The organism is Legionella londiniensis, from assembly GCF_001467825.1.
In the GTDB taxonomy this organism is placed as follows: domain Bacteria; phylum Pseudomonadota; class Gammaproteobacteria; order Legionellales; family Legionellaceae; genus Legionella_A; species Legionella_A londiniensis.
Map to the genome: position 1 here is coordinate 1 of NZ_LNYK01000011.1, position 16,267 is coordinate 16,267.

Below are 16,267 nucleotides of genomic sequence, written 5' to 3' on the forward strand. Positions count from 1 at the left end.
TTTACGCTGCGCCTCGTTCATATTGCCCATAATGCAGGCGGCACGCCATTCCCGTACCTGTTCAACCAATAAGCCTTTTTCCCGACAGTATCGGCTTAATTCGGCTTCTGATAACGAAGCGGTTTCAATCACAACAGCGAACTTCGATTCTACTAACCAATCATCAGGCTTTTGACCACTTGTAGGCACAACATATCCTTGAGCTTTTAACTGATTATGCCAATTGTACAGCGTTTGCTCTGAAATGCCTTCTTCTCGTGCCAGCTGGGCTACCGGGCGACTGACTGGCGGTAATAACTTCTTTAAAATTGATTCTTTTCTTTCTGGTGAATAAATAGCCACTTCAACCTACTAACCACCCGCCGTCTGACTCTAGTTATTGTGAATAGAAGACCGGACAACTATCCTGACACGGCGGGTATCCTGACTTTGAAATTCAATGATTGTCTTATTGAGCAGATTATAAACTATTTTATTGCTGCAGCAATATGGTCGTTGGTTCATTTCCGAAATCACTTAAAATCGCTAATATAAAAATTGTTCTATATTATTTGTAATATATAATTATATCTGCTTAAGGTAATCCTCCCATTTTTAAGAGAAAATCATTAGGATAAGTGTTGGGACTTGTTGTAGTGAGTTGCTACTGGTTATTTATGACTGTCCCAAAAGTGTCCCATGGGACGGTGTATTTGTTTTATTTTTGAACTTCAATGTTCGTAACTACTTGATTTTATTGGTGGGCCCACTAGGACTTGAACCTAGGACCAACGGATTATGAGCCCTCATCCTATAAAGTAACCCGTTGATTTTAAAGTAATAATTTGTCACGGGATACCACTACAAATGTCGTATAATGTACAACAGTGTCGTACTCAAACACGCAAATCTCACGCACGAGTATTTTTGACATTCTATCCATTCTTAGCAGAGGAAGTCACTCTATTTCTATGGAAATGACTATTTGTGACGTTATTTTATGCTATAATAAAATGACTATTTGTGACGTTACAGTGACTATGCTATGAACAGAAAAAAACATTACAACACGGGTTATCGTGATAAGTTAAGAAAAAAAATCAATCATATCACGAGTCAGGTGTTTTCAAGGGATGATTTGACCCAAGATCATTCTAATCGCGAGCAATTAAGATTAAACCGTGCACTGCGTGCTTTTATAGATGAGGGGATCATCATTAAAGTGGCTCATGGCTTATTTGCCAAGGCAGAACCCATCTCACTTCCTGGAAGAGAACCGCAAGCAATGCTTACCGATTCTTTTGAGGCGGTTGCTACGGAAGCACTGGATAAATTAGGTGTTAAATGGGAGTTAGGCAGTGCCATCCGTGATTATAATGAAGGCAAGACTACTCAAGTTCCTGCTGTCTTTAGTGTTCGATTAAAAAGCCGATACCGCGGTTCAATTCATGCGGAAGGACGAAAGCTGGTCTTTGAGGGTAGTATCAATGCCAGGTGAATTAAATGAACATCAAATCCGTCAAACTGCCATAATATTAGGTCTGTCTCCCGATTTTATTCGTAAAGATTATTTTGTGACCAAAGCAATTGGTTTGCTGTCTGAAATATCCAATGATTATTTTGAACTGGTATTTCAGGGAGGAACAAGCCTTTCTAAAGGTTATGCGGTTATTAGCAGACTATCGGAGGATGTGGATTTTCGCGTAATTTCCAAACCATCCTGTCTGAACTTGGGTCAAAGTGCAAAGAGACGTGAGCTTAGGTTGTTTCGGCATTCTTTAGTTGAGTCTTTAGTTAATGCTGGCTTTGATGTCCAAGCTCAGGATGTGAAAGTGTATTATGAAGGCCGATATATGAGTATTCGCGCTTCATTTGATGGTGCTCAAGGTATTGTATATTTGAAGCCGCATATTGCTATTGATTGTTTTCTTGGCGAGCTTGAATTAAAACCAGAAATTAAAAATATTTCATCGATGATTAAAGTGACTCTTGGTAATGCAGAGTGTGATCACCGTTATTTTTCAGTACCCTGTGTAGCGCTGAATGAGACAGCTGCAGAAAAATGGGTAGCATTGTCACGCCGAATCGTAGATGCTAATCAAACCCCGCGAGATTCAGACAAACACTTGGTCCGTCATTTGTATGATCTTTATCAATTACATCAGCAAAATTGTCTTTCGGATGATTATTATCTTGTCCTTGAACGTGTGCTTGAAAAAGAGCAGGAAATGTTTGGTACGGGGGATTTTGATGGCATGCGCACAAAAGTGACATCAGCATTGCATCACCTTCGTGCTGATAAAAAATGGGAAGAGCATTGGCAATTTTTCCTTGAGCAAATGGTTTATCAATCAGAAAAACCTAGTTTTAAGCAGGCTATTATTGCTGTTGAAGAATTAAATGGTAGATAGAAATAGGAAGTATCAATTAGGAGCTTGAATTGATAACGGATTATAAGCAAACGCACCATAATCAAAATATATATTTTATCTTCAATTATTACATAGCAGCATCAAAGCCATAATCAGCAATTTTTATCTTCATCAAGCCATTTTTGGGTTTGTTTTTTCCATTCTGCATAACACTCATTGCCGCAAAAATACCGGACATAATCTTCCCCTTCAAACGAATTAGCGGCTGATTTTGGAACCAGTTTAAGGCAGGTATAACAGCTTTCTGTTTCACAGTTTCCCTGGAGATTAAATTTTTCAAATGAAGTGAATAAGGGCAAGGCTTTTCTATCTTCTTCGGCATGTGCTTTGAGTGGTTCTGTATGGTGTCCTAAAGCCAATGCACCAATAATGGTATGTTCTTTAGGGATTTCTATTTGATCTTTGGTAGAAGCCTCATCTAAGGTAACCCAGCAGCAACCAATATCAAGGGCGACCGCCGCCAGCCACATATTCTGCATGGCAGCTGCACCGCTGTATAACTGCTGATTATGCTTCTTTAACCACTTATCAATATCAACACCTGTATCAACAGTCACGATAATTAACAGCTGGGCTTGAGAGAGAAATGAAGCATGCTGTGCTTTCTTAGATAATGTTTTCAGGGTGTCTTTGTTGCGAATCAGCGTAAAATGCCAGGGTTGTGAATTTAAAGGGCTGGGTGCGTATTGACCGGCTTGCAGTATTTTTTCAATGGTTTCCTCATTCAGAGGTTTATCAGAAAATTGACGTACCGCCCGTCTTCGTTTTATTGCTTCAAACAGTTCCATAAATAAGTATCCTGTGTTTTCTATATTAACTAAGTTACACAATGCTCATCACTCAGAAAAAGTGCAGAAAAACCGTTACCGGGGTAGTTTGCGCGTTGTTGATTTTCGCCAGCCAGCGCAAAATATTTTTTCTGCGATAGCAATTCCTCGAGTACCACGCGCATCTCTAATCTGGCAAGAGGTGCTCCTAAGCAAAGATGAATTCCTTGTCCCCAAACTAAACTATGTTTCGTGTCCCGCTCAAGCTTAATGGTGTTTGGCTTATCGAAGACACGTGGGTCGCGATTAGCCGCTATCCACATCAACGACAGGTTCTCACCTTGTGGAATGGTTTTTTCAGCGATTTTAACTTCACGTGTTGTAACACGGCGATTGGCGACAAGCGGGCCATCGACGCGCAAAATTTCTTCGATTGCCTGAGGAATAAGCTTATGATCGTTTCTAAGTCTATCTTGCAGACTGAAATCTTTAGCAATATGGAATAGTAGAATACTTAATCCAGCAGCAACGGTACCGTGCCCGGCTGTCCAGTTGCGTAAGATACTTACGATTTGTTCATCATCTAATTTCGCACCATCCACCTCGGTCTTAAGTAGCGCATCGGTTGCGTTATTTTCAAACTCTAATGAAGCTCGGTGTTTATCTAAATTAGCCTTGACGCGTTCTAAAAAGAGTGTGGCCAGTGCTTTGCCAGCAGTTTGATCTCTATTAAAAGTAGCTTGTTGATTCTCATCCGCCCAGCCGCTTAAAAATTCCCATTGCTGCTCGGGCCAACCCAGAAAAGCACACAAGACTTGGAATGCAAACGGGGTAACAAAAGAGCGCATGAGTTCTGTTTTTTCATCAAAAGGTATAGAATCAATAAGATCTCTGGCAATTTTGCGGGCTTGGGGCTCAAGGCTTGCCATTTGTTTTTTGCTAAAGTTGGGAGCTAAGGCTTTGCGGTATTTTTCGTGAATAGGAGGATCCATTCCGTTAGGAATCGCTAAAAATTGAGATTGATTACTAAAGATTTCTGGATCGGATAAAACAGTTGTAATATCTTGATGGTGAAATAGTGACCAGCCCATAAAATCGCTATGTGCTACTGGACATTTCTCCCGCATTTTATCATAGGCTGATCGTTGATTTTGCAAGACCGATTCATCTCTGGGGTCCCAGTCATTGCGCGTCGTTTCATCCATTGTGCACTTCCTTGTTCAAATATTGAAATTGAAAAAAATCAAATGTAATTTTTTTTTGTCTGGCATTTTAGTTATTTTAAACTATGGAGCATAAGGCGATGATTGTCACGTTCCTAACATTTTTGAAATACTTTACATTCTTTATTTTTACAAAAACGCATCGCTGTAAATTTTAGATGAGGGAACGCCAGCCAGAAAGGCTTTTGTTTTTAGTTGATTGGTCGTTTCTTTTGGTCCACACACATAAACTTGAACATTATCGGCATTATTTAACTGTATCAATAATTGCTGCGTAATATCCGATTCCTGATAACATCCATGACTCTTTAATACGCAGGGTACGTATTGAAAATTCTGATAAAATGACGCTAGGGTTTCCAGTTCTTCAGCGTAATAGATGTCATCGTCCTGACAGCCCCCATGAATTAAGGTGATTTTCCCTTGGTGTTGTTTGCTTAATGCTGTTTTGACGATAGCCAATAAAGGCGCTAATCCAGTACCGGTTCCAGCTAAAAGTATATCAAATGACGATTGGTCCGGATTCATATAGTAGCATTTCCCAAAAGGCCCTCTAATATAAATCGTTGTGTCAACGGCTGCCTTTTTCCGAAGCCATTGGCTCATTGCCCCGTCATCTTTAAGCTTGATATGCAGTTCAATGTAGCCTTCTTTTTCTGGCATGTTGGCGATGGAATAACTTCGTGATATCCCTTCAGGGTTTAACAGATTCAGATATTGCCCTGGTATCCAGTTTTCCAAATGCTCTGCTAAAAGTTTTACTCGAATAACATTATGAGTGAGGGGTGTTATCTCTGTGATCATGGCCTGTTGCTCACATTCAGCGGCATCTGGATTTTTGAGATGAATGGTATTCGCGGGTTTGGCCTGACACGCAAGAAAATATCCTTGGGATTTTAATGTCTCAGGCAAACCATCCTGCCATTTTGGCTCAATTGAGGTATCGGTGGTTTTTATCAAACAAGCCTGACAAACTCCAGAACGACACGAGTTAGGATAATCAACATCATGTCGTAATAGGCAGTCAAGCACAGACTCATCTTCTATTGATTGCAAGATTAGTTGGTTGTAATGCAGTTCGGCCATAACTTCACCTGTCTAACACATCATCACGCACGCTGTTAGCAATAGCAGCGACTTCCTGAATATCTTTTTCATTTGCGCCCAATTCTTGCAACGTTGCGCCCAGATGTTCAATGACCATATCCACATGGGTATCATTCAAACCGCGCTTGATTAAATGACGATGGCCTTCGCGCATGTCTTTGCCGCTATAATGATTAGGGCCACCAAAAACCATGGTTAAGAAGCCCTTTTGTTTGAGAATTTGTTGTTCCATATCCACATCATCAAAAAAATGACTGACTCTATCATCGGTTAACATTTTGCGATAAAAGATATCAACCGCAGTATTGACGGCATTTTGACCACCTAAGCGCTCAAATAAGGATTCAGACATGGTATATTCCTTAAAGATGTATTTGAAATACATCTTATAAAAAGAAATAATACTCGTCAAGAAATAATGTAAAGAGATTCGTATGCAGTTAACCCAGTTCACCGATTATTCATTGAGGGCATTGATATACATTGCTCTTAGAAAAGAATTGTGCACCATTAACGATATTGCTAATGCCTATGCAATTTCATCCAATCATTTGCTTAAAATCATTCACAATCTATCTAAGATGGGGGTGATTAAAACCACTCGAGGCAAAAGCGGTGGTATTACGATGGCGCAAAACCCTTCTGAAATTAACTTGGGCGAGCTGGTAATCAAGCTGGAGCCACATTTTGATTTGGTGCCGTGTTTTAATAAGGAAAAGGCAAATTGCTGTATCGCGCCTGCCTGTAAGCTAAAACGCATTTTATTTGATGCCAAAGAAAGCTTTTTAGCTGTTTTAAGAGAATACACGCTTGCGGATATTCTCGATAATCAAATGGCCTTGAAAGAATTGCTTTCTATTGATGAGAAGATGTAGCTAGCAAATCCAATTTTGGTTTCTTCGGCCAGCAATCAAGAAAAGCTTTTAGTACCTTGGCATGGTTGTGTTTTTTATCTTTTGCAGCATAAAACAATATCATTTCCTTGTTTTTAGCTTTTGTCAGTATCTCTTCCACCAGTTCTTGCTTGTGACTAAGTTCATCGATATATCGACTTGCAAAATCCAGCCATTTTTCCGGTTCATGATTGAACCATTTTCTCAGCTCAGGACTGGGGGCTATTTCTTTTAACCACGCATCAATTGGAAGTTTATCTTTCTTTAAACCGCGCGGCCATAACCGGTCTACTAAAAACCATAAGCCATCTTTTGTTTCAGGATGTTCATAGACTCTACAAATTTTGATATTTTTTTCGTTGGCTGTCATTTGCAATCCTTGGACATTTTTATATATGTTTCTCTGCAAGCAGATGACCAAAAATGCCTTGCTTGGGTTTTCCACTTTCATCCAGCTTATGCAATTGGCCTGGCTTCTCCTTATATTCCAAAATAGACCAGCCGGTGTCTTGATAAAAATGATAGAGTTCGTTTGTCTCTGCCAGATAGGTAAAACTTTGAGGATAAGTATAGGGTGCTGCCTTAATGGGAAAAACGAGATAATGCATTCCCCCAGTGGAAGTTAGGGATTGCAGTTTTGTCAGTAACGATTTGACGCTGGGCGGGTTTAAAAATTGCAGGGTTACGGTGGAGTAGATAAAGTCAAAGAACTTATCTTTGATTGGAAGCGGTTGATTCAAATCATGAATATGGGTTTCAAGGTTTGCTAATCGCTCTTGTGCTTCGATATGACTAATACTCTCAATCGCTTCCATATTCTTATCCATACCAATAACATTGTGTCCTGATAAGGCAAAAACCAATGGATTGCGACCCGAACCACAGCCAACATCCAAAATAGTCATTTTTCCCCGCTCTCTCAGATAAGTTTGATAGATGGTCCATAAGTCATGATGGATAGGTGCCAGGCGATATTTTTTCTCAAAATAGCGATGCGGCTGGCAGCAAAACTGCAAAGTGGCTTTGAAATCACTGCTTATTGATGCAATTTTATGCCATGCTGCAGGCGGTATCACAAGTGTTGGGGACTTGGGGTTTAATGTATGATGTGACAGTTCATGTCCATGCCCATCGAGAAAAACAAACTCAAGGGTGCCTTCATGAACGGTTAAGTGTCCCCATGTGCCTTCTTTGGTGCTGTGTTTATCAAGGAAAAATTGAAGATTTTTTTCACTGCTTAGCTCAATTTTTTTGTATGTTTTTAAGTCTGTGATTGTCTGTTGATAATTCATAATTAAACCTGATGTTTTGAAGAGCTTACTAAGCCTAACTGTTTAACCAACATTGTGTCCAATGACCAGCGTCCAGCTCCTACAACCAATAGATAACAGGCGCCCATTAACATCGCCCAGTCGGTCCTTGATTCGTGCATGAAGCTCCAGAAGCCATAGCGATTGAGCTCACGAACATGAAAAATCCACCAGTCGCTTCCTATCCAGATGGGAATTTTTGTGGAAAGAAACGCAACCACCATAATAATAATCAAAGGGATGCTGGCAAGCCGTGTGAAAAGACCAAGTAATATCAATGAACCACAAATGAGCTCTACCCAACCGACAAAAGGTCCCATGATATCAGGATATGGAATACCGATACCCATAAAGCGACCCGCACCGAGTATATTGGGATATAGTAATTTTTGGATACCTTCTGGCAAGAAAACCAGTCCTACGGATAGACGGATAAATATCACCCAAGGAGAGGCAGAGCTATATAACAGGTGTTGGAATAAGTTTTTATTCATGCAATCAACTCCATTTCATTGACCTTTTAAGTAGTAACGATGGAAGCGGTGCCAAATTAGTCCCAGCGCAATTAATAACAATCCTGATAACCAAATGGCCAGAGGCACCCAAAAAGCTAAAAACAAACAGGAAATAAGACCCGACACTGCAATGAAATTTGGATACAAGCGCTTTTCTTTAGGCAAGTACAGGGCTGATAGATTGGTAATCGAGTAATATATCAAAACCGTGAAAGCACTGAAGGACCAGGTGGTTTTAACACTGCCAAACAAGGTAAGAGACGCAATGGCAAGTCCAATACCAATAACCGCTGCAACAGGTGTGCGATGCTTACTGGAAACCACCGCAAATGGCTCTGGCAAATCGTGTTGACGACCCATGGCCAATGCCATTCGAGAAAGCCCTAATATGAGATTTAATAGTACACCCAGCATTGCGGTACATGCACCAACAGCGACAAGGGTAACCAGTCTAGGTTGGTTCATGGCACTGGCGGCTATTTCAAGCGGGGTTGCTCGACTTTCTGTGACGGTTGCCAGTTGGTTTGAGCCGACAGAGCCAATGGCAACCAAAGCGACTAAAATATAAACGACCGCACTTACAATCAAGGTCAGGATAATGGCTTTGGGGATGGTGCTTTCCGGCTCTTTAACTTCTTCACCCATGGTAGCAATACGTCCATAGCCGGTATAAGCGACAAACATCAAAGCAGTCGCATACAAAAATCGACCGAATCCATCATCAGCCGTTTTTGGAAAGAAGGGAGAGAGATTTTGCCCGCCATTTTGTAGCAGGCTGGGGAATCCAAAAATAATAAAGACGGACAAGGATAGCAGTGTAATCGATACAATAACCAGGTTAGTTTTGTTTGAACGTTTAATACCGCTTAATACAATCAAGGTTAAAACAACCACAACGGTTACGGCAACAGGAATAATGGAAACCGACCGAAATCCAAACAGGTGCAAAAAATACCCCGCAAACCCTAGAGCCGCCGTTGCGGCAGAAGCTGTTTTGGCGCATAAAAACATCCACCCGGCAGTAAATCCTATCGCCGGGTGAAGATATCGATAACCATATTCATAAGTTCCACCGCTCACCGGATGGCTGGCTGCGAGTTGCGCGCTCGATAGGGCATTACAGGTTGCAACCAACGCCGCAAGTATAATGGCAAAAATCACTGAGGGGCCTGTTACGCCTGCTGCAACGCCGATACTGACAAACACACCTGTACCGAGGATAGAACCCAAGCCCATCATGGCAGCACCCGACAGGCCAAGATCACGGCGCAATTTACGATGAGTGGTTTTATTGTTCATTCGCAGTCCTTTGCGTAATAACTACTTGGTTTAACTACCATAGCATTTTTAATATGCAATTTAAGTAATTTTATATAACTATCTGAATTATAGGTAGGCTCGCGATAAGGGAATTGCCTTATGCTAAGATTTAAAGAAATAATGAAAAGTTAAAAAGGGAATTTTAATGTCACTCAGAAAGATAATCATAGCAACTGACTTTTCAAAACATGCTGAATATGCGCTTAAAAGGGCCATTCTTATAGCTGAGCAGCAAGATGCAATATTGGAACTTATTCACGTATTGAAACAGCCATGGCCTGCAAGCTTTGTCCAATTCTCCGATAAAGAGCAACAAAAAGAACTACTTAGATTGGAAAAAAACACGGAAGAAAAACTACAAAACCTGGTGAAGCCCTTTTCATCTAAAGTCTCAATGAAGATTTCAGTTCTTTTGGGCAGAATAGCAGATGAAATCATTCGGTTTACGCAGGATAATCAGGGCGATTTAATTATTGCTGGCGCACATGGCCAGTACCATGTCAGTGATTATGTATTAGGCACAACATCCGGTGATATGGTCAGGCAGGGGAATACTCCTGTTTTACTCATAAAAAAAGAGCCATCCTTCTCTTACAATAAAATATTGATTGCTACCGATTTCTCTGAAGCCAGTCAAAGAGCGGTAGAATTCGCCTTTCAATGTTTTCCAGAGGCCAGATTTCAGCTCTTGCATATTGTAGACATCTATTATCAACAGTTCTTAACTGTTAATAACGTCGGCAAAAATGAAAGGAGTAATCCAACAAAAAATATTTTCAAAAAACTGGATGATTTTTTAAAAGACTGTAAGGTCAAACCTGATAATTTTGAGAAAAAAGTTATCGGGGGGTATCTGGCTGATGCCATTATCATGCAGTCAAAAAAATGGAGTGCCGACTTATTGGTATTTGGAACACAAGGACACTCTAAGCTGCATTATTTGTTGATGGGAAGTGTTGCTAAACGATTGGTACAATTGAGCAATATCGACATGCTTACTGTTCCACCTGGGGCAGGGTCATAAAAAGATAAAAACGAATAGGTGGAACTTCATTAATGAATCATAGTCTTCCTCTAATTACCACAATTGCAGTAGCACTAGGCTTAGCGCTACTGATGGGTTTCATTTCAGTCCGGCTTAGGATGCCGGCATTGGTCGGATATTTATTAGCCGGAGTCATGATTGGCCCCTATACACCCGGTTTTATTGCAGATGCACAAATAGCTCAAGAGCTTGCTGAAATTGGGGTAATGCTTTTAATGTTTGGAGTTGGTTTACATTTCTCAATAACTGACTTACTTGATGTTCGTAAAATTGCGTTACCGGGTGCAGTTGTACAAATAGCTGTTGCAACGATGCTTGGTATGGGGGTTGCTGCTGCATGGGGATGGGAGTTTGGCAGTGCTTTGGTTTTTGGACTTGCTTTATCTGTTGCAAGTACCGTTGTTTTACTTCGAGCGCTTGAAGAAAGAAATATGCTCGAATCCATTAATGGACGCATTGCCGTTGGCTGGTTAATTGTTGAAGATTTGTTTATGGTGATGGTTCTTGTTTTACTCCCTCCTTTATCACATTGGATGGGGGGAAATGAGCCTCACCATATCGATAAAAATCTCTGGCTAATCTTAATTACCACGCTAATCAAGGTTTCTGCTTTCATTGCATTGATGTTGTTTCTCGGACGGCGATTTTTTCCCAAATTGCTCTGGCATATAGCCAAAACCGGATCGCGAGAACTGTTTACTCTTTGTGTTATTGCTGCTGCTGTCAGCATTGCTTATGCAGCGGCCAAACTATTTGGTGTCTCTTTTGCGCTTGGGGCTTTTTTTGCAGGAATGATATTACAGGAATCCAAATTTAGTCACCGAGCTGCACAAGAATCCTTGCCTCTAAGAGACGCGTTTGCTGTCCTTTTTTTTGTGGCCGTGGGAATGTTATTCGACCCGAAGGTTGTTATTGAACAGCCAGGGCCAATTCTTCTTGTAGTTGGTATTATTGTCATTGGTAAATCAATAGCCGCTTTTGCCTTGGTTCTTGCTTTTCGTTATCCGTTAAGTTCCGCCTGCATCGTTTCAGCCAGTCTTGCACAAATCGGAGAGTTTTCATTTATTCTTGCAGAACTCGGTGTCCGACTAGGTTTGTTACCTGTTGAAGGACGAAGCTTTATTTTAGCGGGAGCTCTGATATCGATAGCCGTTAATCCTTTAGTATTCAAGCTTATAGAACCCGTTCAAAGATGGGTTAAATCACGATCGAAATTAGCGCGACTATTTGGGCGATCAACAGATCCTTTGGCTGAATTACCCATGACTACCAGCGAAAAATACCTCTCAGGGCAAGTTGTTCTGGTAGGGTACGGGCGTGTGGGCAAACGAATTGCAAATCGGTTATTTGATAATGATATCCCCTATGTTGTTGTCGATGAAAATCGAGAGTTGATAGAACGGCTTAGATCGAAAGGAATACCAGCGGTAAGTGGTGATTCTTCTGAACCTTCTGTGTTAATCCAAGCCCATATTGCAAATGCCAGTATGCTGGTTATTGCCGTTTCGGATACATTTAATATACGACCTATGATTCAATGTGCCCGTAAACTTAACAAAAAAATTGAAATTGTTATAAGAACTCATAATGAAGATGAAGCGTCACTGTTAAAACACGATGGGCCGGGGAAAGTATTCTTTGCTGAGGAAGAAATTGCGAAAAATATGAGTTGTTACGTTTTGGAACGATTTGGCAAATCACATTGAAAATTTTTCCCTGAGCAAGATGGATTATCAATCAGAAAAACCTAGTGTTGAGCAGGCTATTATTGCTGTTGAAGAATTAAATCGTTGATTCATTGTTGGATAAAAATTATAACTAGATATATTTTTTTGAAACAAAGTAATTAAAAGTAGTCCATATCATTAATTCCCAGACACCATATTTATCGATATACTTTTGCCTTAGTTGTTGGATTTAGCATCATGTTTTTTGGATGCATACGGATTTACTATGAAAAACGCTAACTCAATTAAAGCTCTTTTAGCCGGTGTATTAGGTACAACTCTCCAATGGTATGACTTTGCGGTATTCGGTTATTTTGCGCCAATCATAGCAAGAACTTTTTTTCCAAGTGAGAATCATACGGCAGCTTTACTGAGTGCATTTGGTGTATTCGCTGTGGGGTATTTACTTGCACCACTTGGTGCAATTTTTTTTGGTTATATTGGTGATCGTTATGGGCGAAAGAGAGCATTAAGTTTAAGTATTCTCTCAATGGCCATTCCTACAGCAATGATAAGTTTAATCCCAAGCTATGCAGTAATAGGTATCAGCGCTCCGATTTTAATTACCCTATTCAGGGTGTTACAAGGGTTTGTTGCCAGTTCAGAGTTTACTGGCTCAGCTATATTTCTGGTTGAACATGCAAAACCAGAACGACGGGCATTCTTTGGTTGTTTAACCAGTTCAGCTTATAGTGCTGGAATGTTGTTAGCAGGATTAGCCGCCTCATTTTTCACCGCATCTTTTATGCCCTCATGGGGATGGAGACTCGGATTTGCAGTTGCGATTATTGCTGGAGTTGTGATTTTCTTTCTGCGCCAGCATGTAGATGAAACTCCTGTTTTCCAGGCATTAGACAGCAATAAGCCGAGGGTGCCGTTTCTAACTGCCATCAAGGAAATGCCATTGACTGTTATCGGCGTGATAGGGATAGCTTGGCTAGTTAGCATTATGACCTTTGGAACCTATGTATTCTCTGCAACTTATTTACAAAGTTATTTTAACGTTCCACTCAGCCTGGCCACATTCATTATTACGATATCGTTGCTTGTAGATGCTTCTTTAGAACCGTTCATCGCCTTAATTGCTGATAAGATAGGACTTTTAAAAGTATCGGCTACAGGAATGATTGCATTGATGATCTTTGCTATTCCTCTTTTTCATCTGCTTGCTTCTGGTAATTTAGCTTTGATTGCAGCAGGGATGGTTTCAATGTCAGTTCTAATTGCAATCATCTATGCGCCTTTAAATGCTTATATGGTTTCGTTATTTCCATCACACTATCGGTATAGTGGTTTTGGCGTGTCATTCAATGTTGGTATTTCTTTATTTGGTGGTACCACACCTTTGTTCATGATGTGGTTGGTGAGCAAAACGGGTAATTTTATAGCGCCAGCATGGTATTATGTGTTTGGCGGCTTAATAGGGATTTTTGCTTTAATGATTTGTGAGAAAAGCCAGGAAAAAGAAAGCCAAAATTTCAATCCGGCATTTAGTTAATAAGGTGTTTGTATGAAGTTTTTTACCACTGCTAAGCATAAACTTACTTTTACGAAACTCAACGACTGTCTCGATTGTGCTCCAATTGCAGCAAAGTGGGCTGAAGATGAATGGGGTTATATTAGAGATAAGGGTGTTGAGTTTCGAGAACAGGTCCTTCGTGAGCTCAGTGACTATGTTTATATTGGTTTTTATGCAGGGCAAGCCGTTGCAATGTTTGCATTATTGCCTCATGAATACCATACGGAGCTGGCTACGCGATTAAGTAAGTTACCCAATGCAACTGAACTTATGTATGTCTATGTTGATGAAAGAGTCCGAGGATTAGGTTTTGGCCGCCAAGTCGTTGATAAGGCTAAAGCAGTAGCGCACGATGCAGGCGCGCAATTAATTTACTTTGATACTCTGAAGCAAAGCTTAAATCGTTTTTATGAAAATCAAGGCGCAAAACTTGTTTGTGAGGGACGCTTATTTACTGAGCCAACGGATGTTTTTTATATGAAAGCTTGAAAACGGATTTGATATTGCATTAATGCTGATAATAGGAATTGAAATTGACAACTATTGAAGCCCATATGGGCTTCAATAGTTAGAAAAAACGTGAACATATCCATTGAGTTCTACCGCACAAAAATCATTGATAAAAAGATCACGGGCAAATGCGTCGTAATCAAAATAGGCCATCAAATTGTCCGGTAGTTTCTCGCAGTAGCATTCATCGATAATTTGTTCGGCAAAATCAACTTCAGAATCATAACAACCGTGATATTGATCCTCTATCATTACCTTGGCAGCATCGAGGCCGAAATCCGCAATTAATGCCTGACCAAGTTCTTCATGCTCAGTAATAAATTCAGCATACTCCGTGATCGTGCTGACGCTGTGCGCCATGGAAGGCTGAAAGCCGAGGCGCGTAGTCCGCGATAGGCTGCGATTTTTTTAATCAGCCCGTAGGGATGTTAAAAAAATCTTTCTGCAGCCGTAGAGTCATTGTGGGAGGCATACGCTTGCCCGTCCAGGGCAACGTGCCGGACACAGGACGGTCGCGGCTTAATAACTTCGCGCGTTGGCGAGTCGATTTTAGCCATGGATGGCTAAAATCTTTCACGAGGTAGCGCGACCCTTGTAGATTCAAATTCATGAATCTCAATATTACCGAATCCTTGATAATCATGGATTGCCCAATCGCCTGGATCTGAAATAGGGCTATCTTCAAGCATGGCTTGAATTTCCTCCATAATCGCATCTTCAGATTGATTTGCATCAATCCATTGACCATGCAGGTAGCCACTATTATAAGATGCCAAACAAGCAACGTAGATTTCCGGTTTATCCATTGGGGTTGTCCTCCTTTTATATGACAATCAGAGAGCAAGCCCCTGCGGGAACTTACTCCCGCAACTTGGGTTATGATTAAAACGGTATGTCTTCTGAGTTTTGCTGCAACATTTCCCGCATTTGAGCCATATGGTTTTCCGCGGTTTTGTTAGCAGTCTCATCAACTGGTTTGGAATGACCAAGAAGCTGAATATTATTTACCACAATACTGAGGCTATGGCGGGTATTGCCATCGCCATCAGTCCAATGGTTAGAACGGAGTTTACCTTCAACATAAACCTGTGATCCTTTTTGTAAATATTCAGAAATTTTGGTCAACTTGCCAAAAATTACCAGCTGATGCCACTCAACTCTGGTTTTCCACTCCTCATTCTGTTTGTATGATTCATTGGTTGCCAAGGTTGCTGTGACAAAAGACTGACCGTCTTTGCCAGCAATTGTTTTCGGATCAGCGCCAAGGTTGCCTATTAAAGTTACACGATTTAAAGCTGCAGTCATAAAGTTCTCCTGTTATTGATATAGTGGGCCGTATAACAGAAAAAAATCCGCATAGAGCAGGTGGTTTTCTGTTATGCGGAAATGGCTGGTTTAAATGCTTCAACAAGCAATTTGTCGTTGGGAAGCAATTTTGACAAAAGAGATGAGCGCTTGAAGTTTAGACAAACTCAGTTCTGCTTGATGAATGTTGTCCAAAGATATCTGCATCCGGTAACCGTGCAGATCATTCACACAACAATTTAATTCAAACAGAATATGCTCAACCTCATTTTGTAAGATTGCTGATTTTTGCATGGTATGCTCCTTTAGAATAAAAGAGGATTAGCCCCAAAAGGGACGATGAATCCCCAATGGGTTATGCAATGAAACAATCACCGACAGATCGGTTGATTTGCCTAATTGTTAAAGATGATATGCTATTAAGCATTCCATCGGCGAAAAGCCGTAAGACGTGTCCATAAATTTCCCGACTAAACGTTCCGCCACGAATTAGGGAAGAAAGATGGCGTTATCACAAGACCTTAAGGTTTCGCTAGGCTCAATCACCATTTAAATTGAATACAATAAAAAAATCCGTAAACTGTTATTTTTCACAATTTCAAGGGAATAGTAGTC

At 40.7% G+C, this 16,267-nt stretch carries 19 protein-coding genes and 1 pseudogene; 7 read left to right on the forward strand and 13 right to left on the reverse strand.

What is annotated here, in order from left to right:
• On the reverse strand, positions 1-342 hold a 342-nt coding region (locus tag Llon_RS03500), incomplete at its 3' end, for a transposase (protein ID WP_058528691.1).
• A 682-nt stretch (positions 343-1,024) separates the two neighbouring features.
• Here Llon_RS03500 and Llon_RS03505 point away from each other — a divergent pair.
• Together Llon_RS03505 and Llon_RS03510 are read left to right on the forward strand one after the other, a co-directional pair.
• A complete protein-coding gene (locus Llon_RS03505) occupies positions 1,025-1,477 on the forward strand; it encodes a hypothetical protein (protein WP_058528692.1) in 453 nt (150 codons plus the stop codon).
• A complete protein-coding gene (locus Llon_RS03510) occupies positions 1,467-2,390 on the forward strand; it encodes a nucleotidyl transferase AbiEii/AbiGii toxin family protein (RefSeq protein ID WP_058528693.1) in 924 nt (307 codons plus the stop codon). Before Llon_RS03505 ends, Llon_RS03510 begins: the two co-directional genes overlap by 11 nt.
• A 113-nt stretch (positions 2,391-2,503) precedes the next feature.
• Here the strand turns inward: Llon_RS03510 and Llon_RS03515 are convergent, their stop codons facing one another.
• The 4 genes from Llon_RS03515 to Llon_RS03530 form a co-directional block, all read right to left on the reverse strand.
• Entirely contained in the window at positions 2,504-3,199 is a 696-nt protein-coding gene (locus Llon_RS03515) for a DUF3330 domain-containing protein (protein ID WP_058528694.1), read from the reverse strand.
• 29 nt (positions 3,200-3,228) lie between these two features.
• Positions 3,229-4,383 carry a cytochrome P450 gene (locus tag Llon_RS03520; RefSeq protein WP_058528695.1) on the reverse strand — a complete coding sequence of 385 codons (1,155 nt, stop codon included), beginning with the start codon at positions 4,381-4,383 and terminating at the stop codon, positions 3,229-3,231.
• 147 nt (positions 4,384-4,530) lie between these two features.
• Positions 4,531-5,487, reverse strand: a complete 957-nt coding sequence (locus tag Llon_RS03525) for an FAD-binding oxidoreductase (RefSeq protein ID WP_058528696.1) — start codon at positions 5,485-5,487, stop codon at positions 4,531-4,533.
• A gap of 4 nt (positions 5,488-5,491) precedes the next feature.
• Positions 5,492-5,860 carry a group I truncated hemoglobin gene (locus Llon_RS03530; RefSeq protein ID WP_058528697.1) on the reverse strand — a complete coding sequence of 123 codons (369 nt, stop codon included), beginning with the start codon at positions 5,858-5,860 and terminating at the stop codon, positions 5,492-5,494.
• Positions 5,861-5,942: 82 nt separating this feature from the next.
• On the opposite strand from Llon_RS03530, the gene Llon_RS03535 reads away from it, so the two are divergent.
• A complete protein-coding gene (locus Llon_RS03535) occupies positions 5,943-6,383 on the forward strand; it encodes an Rrf2 family transcriptional regulator (RefSeq protein ID WP_058528698.1) in 441 nt (146 codons plus the stop codon).
• Here Llon_RS03535 and Llon_RS03540 read toward each other — a convergent pair.
• The 4 genes from Llon_RS03540 to Llon_RS03555 are packed head-to-tail and all read right to left on the reverse strand — an operon-like array spanning position 6,364 to position 9,525.
• Positions 6,364-6,771, reverse strand: coding sequence for a DUF488 domain-containing protein (locus tag Llon_RS03540; RefSeq protein WP_058528699.1), 408 nt, complete (start codon positions 6,769-6,771; stop codon positions 6,364-6,366). The two genes, Llon_RS03535 and Llon_RS03540, sit on opposite strands and share 20 nt — an antisense overlap.
• Positions 6,772-6,790: 19 nt before the next feature.
• Positions 6,791-7,693, reverse strand: coding sequence for a TehB-like domain-containing protein (locus Llon_RS03545; protein WP_058528700.1), 903 nt, complete (start codon positions 7,691-7,693; stop codon positions 6,791-6,793).
• A 2-nt stretch (positions 7,694-7,695) separates the two neighbouring features.
• On the reverse strand, positions 7,696-8,205 hold the full coding sequence (locus Llon_RS03550) for a DoxX family protein (RefSeq protein WP_058528701.1): 510 nt from the start codon (positions 8,203-8,205) through the stop codon (positions 7,696-7,698).
• 15 nt (positions 8,206-8,220) lie between these two features.
• Complete coding sequence (locus tag Llon_RS03555) at positions 8,221-9,525, reverse strand: APC family permease (protein WP_058528702.1); 1,305 nt, start codon at positions 9,523-9,525, stop codon at positions 8,221-8,223.
• Between the two features lie 166 nt (positions 9,526-9,691).
• On the opposite strand from Llon_RS03555, the gene Llon_RS03560 reads away from it, so the two are divergent.
• The 4 genes from Llon_RS03560 (at position 9,692) to Llon_RS03575 (ending at position 14,326) form a co-directional block, all read left to right on the forward strand.
• A complete protein-coding gene (locus Llon_RS03560) occupies positions 9,692-10,570 on the forward strand; it encodes a universal stress protein (protein ID WP_058528703.1) in 879 nt (292 codons plus the stop codon).
• Positions 10,571-10,602: 32 nt separating this feature from the next.
• Positions 10,603-12,297, forward strand: coding sequence for a cation:proton antiporter domain-containing protein (locus Llon_RS03565; RefSeq protein ID WP_058528704.1), 1,695 nt, complete (start codon positions 10,603-10,605; stop codon positions 12,295-12,297).
• A gap of 247 nt (positions 12,298-12,544) precedes the next feature.
• Positions 12,545-13,816 (forward strand): MFS transporter, encoded by a 1,272-nt coding sequence (locus tag Llon_RS03570; RefSeq protein WP_058528705.1) that lies wholly within the window; start codon positions 12,545-12,547, stop codon positions 13,814-13,816.
• A gap of 12 nt (positions 13,817-13,828) precedes the next feature.
• The gene (locus tag Llon_RS03575; RefSeq protein WP_058528706.1) at positions 13,829-14,326 is read left to right on the forward strand and encodes a GNAT family N-acetyltransferase; all 498 of its coding nucleotides are present in this window, start codon (positions 13,829-13,831) and stop codon (positions 14,324-14,326) included.
• 72 nt (positions 14,327-14,398) lie between these two features.
• Here Llon_RS03575 and Llon_RS03580 read toward each other — a convergent pair whose 3' ends face one another.
• From Llon_RS03580 to Llon_RS03595, 4 genes and pseudogenes are all read right to left on the reverse strand, one after another.
• The gene (locus tag Llon_RS03580) at positions 14,399-14,707 is read right to left on the reverse strand and encodes an antirestriction protein ArdA (RefSeq protein ID WP_058528707.1); all 309 of its coding nucleotides are present in this window, start codon (positions 14,705-14,707) and stop codon (positions 14,399-14,401) included.
• 236 nt (positions 14,708-14,943) lie between these two features.
• Positions 14,944-15,153, reverse strand: a pseudogene (locus Llon_RS03585) (antirestriction protein ArdA); the annotation flags it as partial.
• Between the two features lie 76 nt (positions 15,154-15,229).
• The gene (locus Llon_RS03590; RefSeq protein ID WP_058528709.1) at positions 15,230-15,652 is read right to left on the reverse strand and encodes a single-stranded DNA-binding protein; all 423 of its coding nucleotides are present in this window, start codon (positions 15,650-15,652) and stop codon (positions 15,230-15,232) included.
• Positions 15,653-15,751: 99 nt separating this feature from the next.
• Positions 15,752-15,946, reverse strand: coding sequence for a hypothetical protein (locus Llon_RS03595; RefSeq protein WP_058502306.1), 195 nt, complete (start codon positions 15,944-15,946; stop codon positions 15,752-15,754).
• Between the last annotated feature and the right edge of the window lie 321 nt (positions 15,947-16,267).

What these genes read in the sequence shown, in the direction of transcription:
- Llon_RS03505 (WP_058528692.1), top strand. Translation starts at nt 1,025, where the DNA reads ATGAACAGAAAAAAACATTACAACACGGGTTATCGTGATAAGTTAAGA.
- Llon_RS03510 (WP_058528693.1), top strand. Translation starts at nt 1,467, where the DNA reads ATGCCAGGTGAATTAAATGAACATCAAATCCGTCAAACTGCCATAATA.
- Llon_RS03515 (WP_058528694.1), bottom strand. Translation starts at nt 3,199, where the DNA reads ATGGAACTGTTTGAAGCAATAAAACGAAGACGGGCGGTACGTCAATTT.
- Llon_RS03520 (WP_058528695.1), bottom strand. Translation starts at nt 4,383, where the DNA reads ATGGATGAAACGACGCGCAATGACTGGGACCCCAGAGATGAATCGGTC.
- Llon_RS03525 (WP_058528696.1), bottom strand. Translation starts at nt 5,487, where the DNA reads ATGGCCGAACTGCATTACAACCAACTAATCTTGCAATCAATAGAAGAT.
- Llon_RS03530 (WP_058528697.1), bottom strand. Translation starts at nt 5,860, where the DNA reads ATGTCTGAATCCTTATTTGAGCGCTTAGGTGGTCAAAATGCCGTCAAT.
- Llon_RS03535 (WP_058528698.1), top strand. Translation starts at nt 5,943, where the DNA reads ATGCAGTTAACCCAGTTCACCGATTATTCATTGAGGGCATTGATATAC.
- Llon_RS03540 (WP_058528699.1), bottom strand. Translation starts at nt 6,771, where the DNA reads ATGACAGCCAACGAAAAAAATATCAAAATTTGTAGAGTCTATGAACAT.
- Llon_RS03545 (WP_058528700.1), bottom strand. Translation starts at nt 7,693, where the DNA reads ATGAATTATCAACAGACAATCACAGACTTAAAAACATACAAAAAAATT.
- Llon_RS03550 (WP_058528701.1), bottom strand. Translation starts at nt 8,205, where the DNA reads ATGAATAAAAACTTATTCCAACACCTGTTATATAGCTCTGCCTCTCCT.
- Llon_RS03555 (WP_058528702.1), bottom strand. Translation starts at nt 9,525, where the DNA reads ATGAACAATAAAACCACTCATCGTAAATTGCGCCGTGATCTTGGCCTG.
- Llon_RS03560 (WP_058528703.1), top strand. Translation starts at nt 9,692, where the DNA reads ATGTCACTCAGAAAGATAATCATAGCAACTGACTTTTCAAAACATGCT.
- Llon_RS03565 (WP_058528704.1), top strand. Translation starts at nt 10,603, where the DNA reads ATGAATCATAGTCTTCCTCTAATTACCACAATTGCAGTAGCACTAGGC.
- Llon_RS03570 (WP_058528705.1), top strand. Translation starts at nt 12,545, where the DNA reads ATGAAAAACGCTAACTCAATTAAAGCTCTTTTAGCCGGTGTATTAGGT.
- Llon_RS03575 (WP_058528706.1), top strand. Translation starts at nt 13,829, where the DNA reads ATGAAGTTTTTTACCACTGCTAAGCATAAACTTACTTTTACGAAACTC.
- Llon_RS03580 (WP_058528707.1), bottom strand. Translation starts at nt 14,707, where the DNA reads ATGGCGCACAGCGTCAGCACGATCACGGAGTATGCTGAATTTATTACT.
- Llon_RS03590 (WP_058528709.1), bottom strand. Translation starts at nt 15,652, where the DNA reads ATGACTGCAGCTTTAAATCGTGTAACTTTAATAGGCAACCTTGGCGCT.
- Llon_RS03595 (WP_058502306.1), bottom strand. Translation starts at nt 15,946, where the DNA reads ATGCAAAAATCAGCAATCTTACAAAATGAGGTTGAGCATATTCTGTTT.